General features: G+C 33.1%; 6 protein-coding genes. 5 read left to right on the top strand and 1 reads right to left on the bottom strand.

Annotated elements, in window-relative coordinates:
• Together FC77_RS01175 and FC77_RS01180 are read left to right on the top strand one after the other, a co-directional pair.
• Positions 1 to 1,056: a carbamoyl phosphate synthase small subunit gene (locus tag FC77_RS01175; RefSeq protein ID WP_056969684.1), complete on the top strand. Its 1,056-nt coding sequence runs from the start codon at positions 1 to 3 to the stop codon at positions 1,054 to 1,056.
• A gap of 3 nt (positions 1,057 to 1,059) precedes the next feature.
• Entirely contained in the window at positions 1,060 to 4,236 is a 3,177-nt protein-coding gene (locus FC77_RS01180) for a carbamoyl phosphate synthase large subunit (protein ID WP_056969686.1), read from the top strand.
• 74 nt (positions 4,237 to 4,310) lie between these two features.
• Here the strand turns inward: FC77_RS01180 and FC77_RS01185 are convergent, their stop codons facing one another.
• Positions 4,311 to 6,002, bottom strand: coding sequence for an Rqc2 family fibronectin-binding protein (locus FC77_RS01185; protein ID WP_056969688.1), 1,692 nt, complete (start codon positions 6,000 to 6,002; stop codon positions 4,311 to 4,313).
• A 347-nt stretch (positions 6,003 to 6,349) separates the two neighbouring features.
• On the opposite strand from FC77_RS01185, the gene FC77_RS01190 reads away from it, so the two are divergent.
• From FC77_RS01190 to FC77_RS01200, 3 genes are all read left to right on the top strand, one after another.
• Complete coding sequence (locus FC77_RS01190; RefSeq protein ID WP_056969690.1) at positions 6,350 to 6,763, top strand: MarR family winged helix-turn-helix transcriptional regulator; 414 nt, start codon at positions 6,350 to 6,352, stop codon at positions 6,761 to 6,763.
• 73 nt (positions 6,764 to 6,836) lie between these two features.
• Positions 6,837 to 7,715 (top strand): DegV family protein, encoded by an 879-nt coding sequence (locus FC77_RS01195; RefSeq protein ID WP_056969693.1) that lies wholly within the window; start codon positions 6,837 to 6,839, stop codon positions 7,713 to 7,715.
• Between the two features lie 136 nt (positions 7,716 to 7,851).
• Positions 7,852 to 8,475, top strand: a complete 624-nt coding sequence (locus FC77_RS01200; RefSeq protein ID WP_056969695.1) for an NUDIX hydrolase N-terminal domain-containing protein — start codon at positions 7,852 to 7,854, stop codon at positions 8,473 to 8,475.
• Positions 8,476 to 8,553: the final 78 nt, after the last annotated feature.

An 8,553-nucleotide genomic window follows, 5' to 3' on the forward strand; every position in this document is an offset into this window, starting at 1 on the left:
ATGAAACGTTATTTGATTCTTGAAGATGGAAGTTCATTTCCAGGCGAAGGAATCGGGGCAACAATTATCTCTACGGGAGAACTCGTTATTCAAACGAGCAATTTTGGTTACCAAGAAGCTTTAACTGATCCCACGAATGCCGGAAAAATTTTAGTTTTTACCACTCCCATGATTGGTAGCACTGGTATTAATGCTATTGACTATGAAAGTATCGATCCAACAGTAAAAGGTATTATTGCTAACGATGTTGCTTGGAATATTTCAGACAGCGAAACTTTCCAAGATTTGGACTCCTTTTTAAAAGAAAAAAATATACCCGCAATCTTTAACGTAGATACACGGGCATTGGTTCATCGTTTGATGGAAGAAAATACGATTAAAGCGTCAATTATGGATACAAACGATGAACATGCTTTTGACCAGATTAAAGCTTTGGTCCTTCCAAAGAATAAATCGGCAATGGTTTCAACTAAAAATGCCTATGCAGCACCTAATGTTGGTAAAACAGTCGCTGTATTAGATTTAGGTTTAAAGCACTCAATGTTAAGGGAACTTTCTTTACGTAAAATTAACGTGACAGTTCTACCATATGATGCTTCGGTAAGGGATATTGAGAATTTGCGGCCTGATGGAATAATAATTTCTAATGGTCCAGGCAAAGCAGATGAGGTTGAAACAAATTTGGCTCCTATTTTTGACCATTTTTATAGTAAACAACCTATTTGGGGGATTGGTTTAGGCTTTTTAGCGTTAAGTAATTACCTTAATTTTGAATTAGTTACCCTACCAGAAGAATTTAACGGTACTAACTATCCTGTCATTGAGCAAAATTCCAACCAAATTTGGCAAGTTGCAATGAATATTGATCAATTGGTTTTACCAGACAGTGTACAGTTACAGATGGATCAAGAATACTTTGATCTACACAGTGAATTATTGGCTGGCTTTAGTAATAACAAAGAGAAAGTTATTGCAACGGCATTTAATGCCGAAGGTGCACCTGGTAGCCTGGACGCACAGGTGATTTTTGATGATTTTGTAAAAATGATGGAGTAAAAAATGCCTTTAGAAAATGATTTAGATAAAATTTTAATCATTGGATCAGGTCCAACCTTGGTTGGCAGTGTTGCTGAAATGGACCTTTTAGCAACTGATGCAATCAATGCGTTAGTCGAAGAAGATATTCACGTAGTCTTAGTAAATCCTAATCCAGCAACGATATCAACTGATAAGCGTCCTGGTGTGACAGTCTACCTTGAACCCATGTCTTTGGATTTTTTAAAGAGAATAATTCGCATGGAAGAACCTGACGCGATTATGACAGCTTATGGTTCTACAACGGCATTAAAGGTAGCGCATGAGTTATCCCAAGATGGTATTCTTCAGCAAATGGGTATCAAACTGCTTACGTTAAACAAACGTACATTGATGATGGATGATCAACAGAAAAGGGCTGCCTTTTTAAAAAATATTGGTATAGATGTTAATCAATATTGGCAGCTATCTGAAGACATTGATGAAAATCTAATAAAGAAACTAAAAGAAAATGTGTCTTTTCCGGTTCTGGTTACAAAACATCAGCAATATCTTCATAATTTACACCTTAATTTTAATAATTTTGATGATTTAATTACTTATTTCAAAAAAGAGAGCCAAAGTGAGACCTTTTCGTGGAGGCATTATAGCTTAACTGAAGATCTTTCTTCTTGGGAAGAAGTAATCGTTAATATCATTAGGGATAGTGCGGGTAACGTAGCTTTTGTTAACTTTTCTGATTCAATCGAACCCGTTGCAATAAACTCTGGCGATTCCGTCACCGTCATGCCGTCATTAACTTTAAATAATGATCAGGTGCAACAGTTACGGGCAATTGCTAAGAAAATAGCAGATAATTTGAAAGTAGTTGGAATCTTAAGTATACATTTTGCAATTAACCACCACGGTACACAAATTGATACTAAGGTTTTGGCAATTAATTCACGAATAACAAGAAGTGCAGTTTGGTCACAAAGGGCAGGTCTCTATAGTGTCGGTTATATAGTAAGTAAGGTAGCAATTGGTTATCACTTAAATGAAATAACTGATCCCATGTCTGGCTTAAATGCTGCAATTGAACCTGTGCAAGATAAAATTGCGGTTAAAATGCCATACTGGTCTTTGTCGGAATCTGGATCTAACCACTACAGTTTGGGCAAAAGAATGCAAGCCAGTGGAGAAGCCTTAGGAATCGGGCAAAATTTTGAAACTGCATTTTTAAAGGGGTTAGATTCTATGACAAATACACGTCTTGCTTTGTTTATATTTAAATCTGAATTGAAAAAAAGCAAAGAAGAAATTAAAAAAGATTTAATTCACCCCGATGAAATGCATATGATTAAGTTATTGGCTGCAATTGCAAAAGGATTTACTTTTCAAGAATTGCACCCAATAATTTACTTACATCCAATTTACTTTCAAAAATTTCAACATATTATAAAAATTGGTAAGAAATTATGTACTGAAGATAAAATTAGCGATAATTTGTTATTAGAAGCAAAAAAGCGGGGTTTTTCAAATAAATTAATCTCCTACTTAAGAAATACAGATATATCTAACGTTGATAAACGATTAAACAAAAGCAACCTAACACCATCATATTTACAAGTTGATGGTTCAGCTGGTATGTATCGTCCTAAAGTAAATGTTTTTTATAGTGCTTACGGTAGTCAAGATGAATTTACTCCGCTCAAAGCGAAGAAAAAGGTACTTATAATTGGCATGTTGCCATTACAGGTCTCCGTCACCAGTGAATTTGATTACATGATTAGCCACGCGATTAAAACTTTACATAAGAATAATTATGCAATTATTTTACTATCCAATAACGGCGAATCGGTTGCAGCAAGGTATAAAGATGTTGACCGCATGTACTTTGATCCTATTACTGCAGAAAATATTATCAAAATTGCCAGAAAAGAAAATATTAAAGATGTATTGCTGCAATTCTCTGGTAAAAAGATTAATGCTTTAGGACAAACTTTAATTGATAATGGTTTACATATTTTGGGCCGACCAGACGTAAACCCAAAGGATAATATAAAAAGGTTACTAAGGTTCCCAATCAGGGGACTAAAGCAGAACCCTTCATTAACAACTACTGATAAAAACATGGCAATTAAATTTATTAAAGCACACGGTTTTCCGATTTTAATTGGTGGTATCAGCAAAGAAGTTAAACAAAAATCAGCCGTTATTTATGATATGCCAGCCTTTGAAAAATATTTAACAGAAAATCAACTAGATAAAATTTCTGTTTCGCACTTTATTGAAGGCAATAAATACGAAATCACAGCCATTTCTGACGGAAAAGAAGTTACTATTCCTGGTATAATCGAACACCTTGAACAGTCCGGTTCTCATGCTTCAGATTCAATAGCAGTATTCAGACCGCAAAATCTGTCAAAAAGGGGACAAAAGAGACTCACGGAATGTTCAACTAAGTTGATCAAGAAAGTAAAAATGCGTGGTATTTTTACTCTGCATTTTTTGAGTGTAGGAAAGTCTTTATATTTATTGCAAATTAAGCCGTATGCTGGACATAATGTTGCCTTTTTATCCCAGTCATTGGGTAAGGATATCACCGCGTGTGCAACCGAAGTTTTAATTGGAAAGAATTTAAAAGATCTCGATTACGATAAAGGTTTATGGCCAACAAATAATTTTATTCACGTAAAGATGCCTGTCTTTTCATATATTGACTACAACAGTGGGAACACGTTTGATTCGAAGATGAAATCTTCTGGTTCGGTTATGGGACGTGATACACAGCTAGCTAAGGCACTGTACAAAGGTTATGAAGCAAGTGACTTACACATACCTAGCTATGGAACTATCTTCATATCAGTTCGTGATGAGGATAAAAAGCGGGTTACTCAATTAGCCCATCGCTTTGATCGATTAGGTTTTAAAATTGTGGCTACTGAAGGTACTGCCAATATGTTTGCGGAAGCGGGCATTACTACTGGCATTGTGACCAAAGTCCATAATAATCCCCATAATCTGCTTGAAAAAATTCGGCAACATAAAATCGTGATGGTAATCAATGTAACCAACTTATCCGATGTAGCTAGTGAAGATGCGATCAGGATTCGTGATCAAGCTTTAAATACGCATATTCCTGTTTTTTCAAGTATTGAAACGGCGGAATTAATTTTGGATGTTTTAGAGTCATTATCGTTAACAACACAACCGATATAAATTAGTTAAAAACAAATAAACCGAGGATGTTTTTGTAGACATCCTCGGTTTTTATTTACCAAATTTATTACTAATTAATCAATTTTTTTAGATAAAACACTATCTTTTTCTGGTGTAACTTCAGTGGAATTCTGTCCCCGATAAATTACAAATCCAGGTTTAGCACCTTTTGGCTTCTTAACACGTTTATCTTGAACATAATCCACCTGAACGTGAGCAGATGCTCTACCTTTAGAGAAATAGGCCGCTATTTCGGCTGCTTCTGCTATATCTTCATCACTTGGATTAGAATCGCGCAAAATAACATGTGACCCAGGCATATTTTTGACGTGGAACCAATAATCAGTTTTATTTGCTTTTTTCAAGGTTAACCAATCGTTTTGGTAATTATTTTTTCCGACTAAAACCACCTTACCTGATGATAATTTAAACTTATTCAGATTACGCTCAGTGATCTTCTTACGTCGCTTTTGTTTATGTTGCCGCCGAATATAACCTTGATTAACCAATTCATCATTAATCTGATCAATATCTTGTGGATCCGCATTATCAATAGCTGTTTGGATAGAATCAAAGTAAGCAAGATCGCTCTTTGCAATTTTAACTTGCTGTTTAACGTGTTTGATAGAATCTCGCAATTTCTTATAACGGGTGAAGTACTTTTGAGCATTTCGAGCAGGGGACAAAGCAGCATCAAGGTGAATATCAATAGCTTTATTGTTATCGTAGTAATTTGGTAAAGCTATTTTTGTCATACCTGGTTTTACTTTATTTAAATTAGCATTTAAAATTTCACCACGAATACGGTAACCTTCAGAGTTTTCAGCTAACTTTAACTGCTTGTTTAATTTAACAATCTTCTTTGAAAGCTTTTTTTGCTCATTTTTGACTACGCGTTCAACCTTACCTGATTTCTGTCTAACCCAATCACGGTTTGCTTGATATTCATAGAATTCATCTAGTGCATGATTTAAATCAGGATCTGAATTCTCTTTTTCAAGATTCAAATGGTAGGGAAGGTAAGGAAAGATTTTTCTTCTGTTTCTAGGAGTCTTTAAGACAAAGGCACGCGGATTATCAAATTGATTAAAAAAAGTCTTAAATGATGAATATGAATAATCATCATTTAAATAGCCAGTTAGCTCATTTCGATCATCACGATCAAGCCCATCTATTTTCTTGGCTAAATCCGCAGGATTATCATTAGCAACTTTTTCTTTCTTAAACTCTGCCTCTGACATTATTAATCCATTTAAACCAGGTTTAAGTGGTGGTAATTCATATTTAGCTTTGGGTAAAAGAATACGAGCCCGGTTTTCATCAGGATTGATTCTCTTAAGCAAGTCAATAATGTGATTAGATTTTTCGCCATAAAGAATAACGTTGCTGTGCCTACCCATTAATTCAACAGATAAAATTAATTCAACCTGATCGCCTAATTCATTCCAATTGCTGAAATGAAAGTTCACGATTCGATCTACACCTACTTGATCAATAGATAGTAGAACAGATCCCTCTAAATACTTCCTCAGCACCATAGCAAAAGTGGGTGCTTTATCAGGATTAGAAATAGTTTGTTTAGTCAAATACATTCTAGGGTATTGTGCATTTGCAGAAATAAATAGTTGATAGTTTTTCCTATTTTTCCTAAAAGTTAAAATTAAATCCTGACTAAACGGTTGGTAGATTTTGGATAAGCGTCCGTCCGTTAGGGCAGGTCGTAAAGTCTTCAAAAGACTATGGATAAATACACCATCAAAAGCCATAATATCACCTCAAAACACGGATTCTATTATATCAATTTTTTAAGAATAAGTATAAAGTTTTATTTTACACTGTATCTTAAAATAGAGTACTGGTATTAATATAATAATAACTGTGATTTTTATAAAGAAAAGATAAGTAAAAACTGCTATACTAATATTATAAATAATATAAGCTATTTTCTATTAGCAATGACTAATATATAAGGTAAAACTAATAAACTATACTGTTTCACAGCATTTATTATTAAAATCTTTATTTTTGTTTCACGATCATATATACAATTAAATTCATTGATTAATGATAGAATATTGCTTGTAATTTTTACTTTGGAGAAAAGGTTGAGTAGATGGACATTTTATCTTTTAGCACAATTGCAGATCAGATTAAAAGAGAAGTTAATCATAAATGTGGCTTGAATATTTCACAAACTAGGATCTTATTATTTTTTGATAAAAATAATAATAAAGCCCTAACAATGGGTAACTTGGCTAATGAGCTTAATATTTCTTTATCCACTTTAAGTCGTCAACTTCAGCAGAAAAAAACTCAAAATTTTATTAAAGTTAATAAATCTGAAAAAGATTCTAGTAAAAGCGTCAAACTCAATAATAGGGGTCTTAAAAAAGCTTCAGAATTAAAAACTGCTCTGAAACAAATTGAAACAATCCTTTTTTCATTTTTAGATGAAGAAGAATTTAATAATTTTACTAAGCAGCTCTCTACGGTAGCAAAAAGCTCAAATGAAATAAGTACTGATTAACTATTGGTCGTATACCATGTTTTTTTATGCTATAATTTTTCTATACATATTGAAAAATTGAAAGGTTAATTAGATGAAAATTGCATTAGTTACTGATAGTACTAGTGTCTTAACTGAACAAGAAGTTAAAGAAAATAATGTAATCGTGGTTCCTATTCCTATCATCATTGGTAAGAAGGAATATTTGGAAGGCGTGAATATTACTTCCGAAAAGCTTTTTGAAACTCAAAGACAAGGTGCAGCTTTTCCAAAAACTTCTCAACCAAGTATGGGTGATATGATTAGTCTTTTTAATAAATTGCATAAAGAGGGCTATGAAGCTATCATCGTAATTACTTTGTCGAGTGGTATTTCGGGATTCTATCAAACATTACAAAATATAGCTCATGACAATCCAGAATATGGTTTATATCCATATGATTCTCAAATAACGGTCCATTTACAAGGTGATCTTGTACTAGCCGCTGCAAAAATGATCAAAAATGGTTTAAAGCCGGAAAAAATTATTAAAAAACTTGATAAGATTCGCGCTACTATTGATGAATTATTTGTAGTCGACGATTTGAATAACCTCAACCGTGGAGGAAGATTAAGTAACGCTGGAGCCTTTATTGGTACCATGTTACATATCAAACCATTACTTACTTTTAAAGATGGTAAAATCGTCGCTTTTGATAAAATTCGTTCATTAAAGCGTGCGGTTTTAAAAATTGAGAATCTAGCTTTAGAAAAAATTAATAAACTTCCATATAGAAATAAACTAAAACTCTTTGTTCTTGATTCAAACGATGCGCAACAAGCTGAGGGCATTAAAGAATTTATTATCAAGAATTTCCCTGGTAGACCAGTTGAAGTTACAAAATTCAGTCCTGTAATTGCTACACACTTAGGTGAGAAATCAATTGCTATTGCTTGGATGATTGATATTAATGATATTGATTTAACTAAATAATCAAAAGCAGTCTTAATCGACTGCTTTTTTATTAAAGTTTTTAATAGTAAAAATATTATAAGCAGAAAGCCACCTTACCAATTTATAATAAAATTATTATCGAATATTTATTTAATTTTATAAATAGGAAAAAGACATGAAAACAAATGATCAATTTACTAATTGGGCAATTGAATTACAAAGTCTAGCTCAGGCAGGCCTTGAATATGGACATGATAAATTTGATTTAGAAAGATATAATCGAATTCGTGAAATTGCCACTGAGATGATGTCTGAAAAGACTGAATTACCAATCAAAAAAATTAAAACTCTTTTTAGTAGTGAAGATGGTTATCAAACTCCCAAAATTGATACGAGAGCAGCTATCATCAAAAACAATCAGATATTACTTGTTAAAGAGAAAAGTGATAATAGCTGGTCTTTACCAGGTGGATGGTGTGAAGTTAATCTTTCAGCTAAAGAAAATTGTATTAAAGAAGCCAAAGAAGAATCAGGCAGATACATTAAAGTAGAACGATTAATAGCAATTCAAGACCGTAATCGTCACAATAAACCAATTCGTGCAGTTGGTATTTGCAAAATATTTTTCTTATGTCATGCAATCGCTGGTAGTTTTAAGCAAAATACTGAAACTGCTGACTGTAAATATTTTTCGCTGAATGCTTTACCCCAATTATCTGAGAGCAGAAATACAAGGGAACAAGTAAAAATGTGTTTTGATGCTTATCATGATCCTGACTGGCAAGCAAAATTTGATTAAAAAAATAAGCTTGAGGTGAATAATGAAGTGAGACCTAAAAGTGAGACACTTTTAGGTCTTTTACTATGTCTAAATTTA

The sequence above is a fragment of the Lactobacillus acetotolerans DSM 20749 = JCM 3825 genome, from assembly GCF_001436775.1.
Lineage (GTDB): Bacteria > Bacillota > Bacilli > Lactobacillales > Lactobacillaceae > Lactobacillus > Lactobacillus acetotolerans.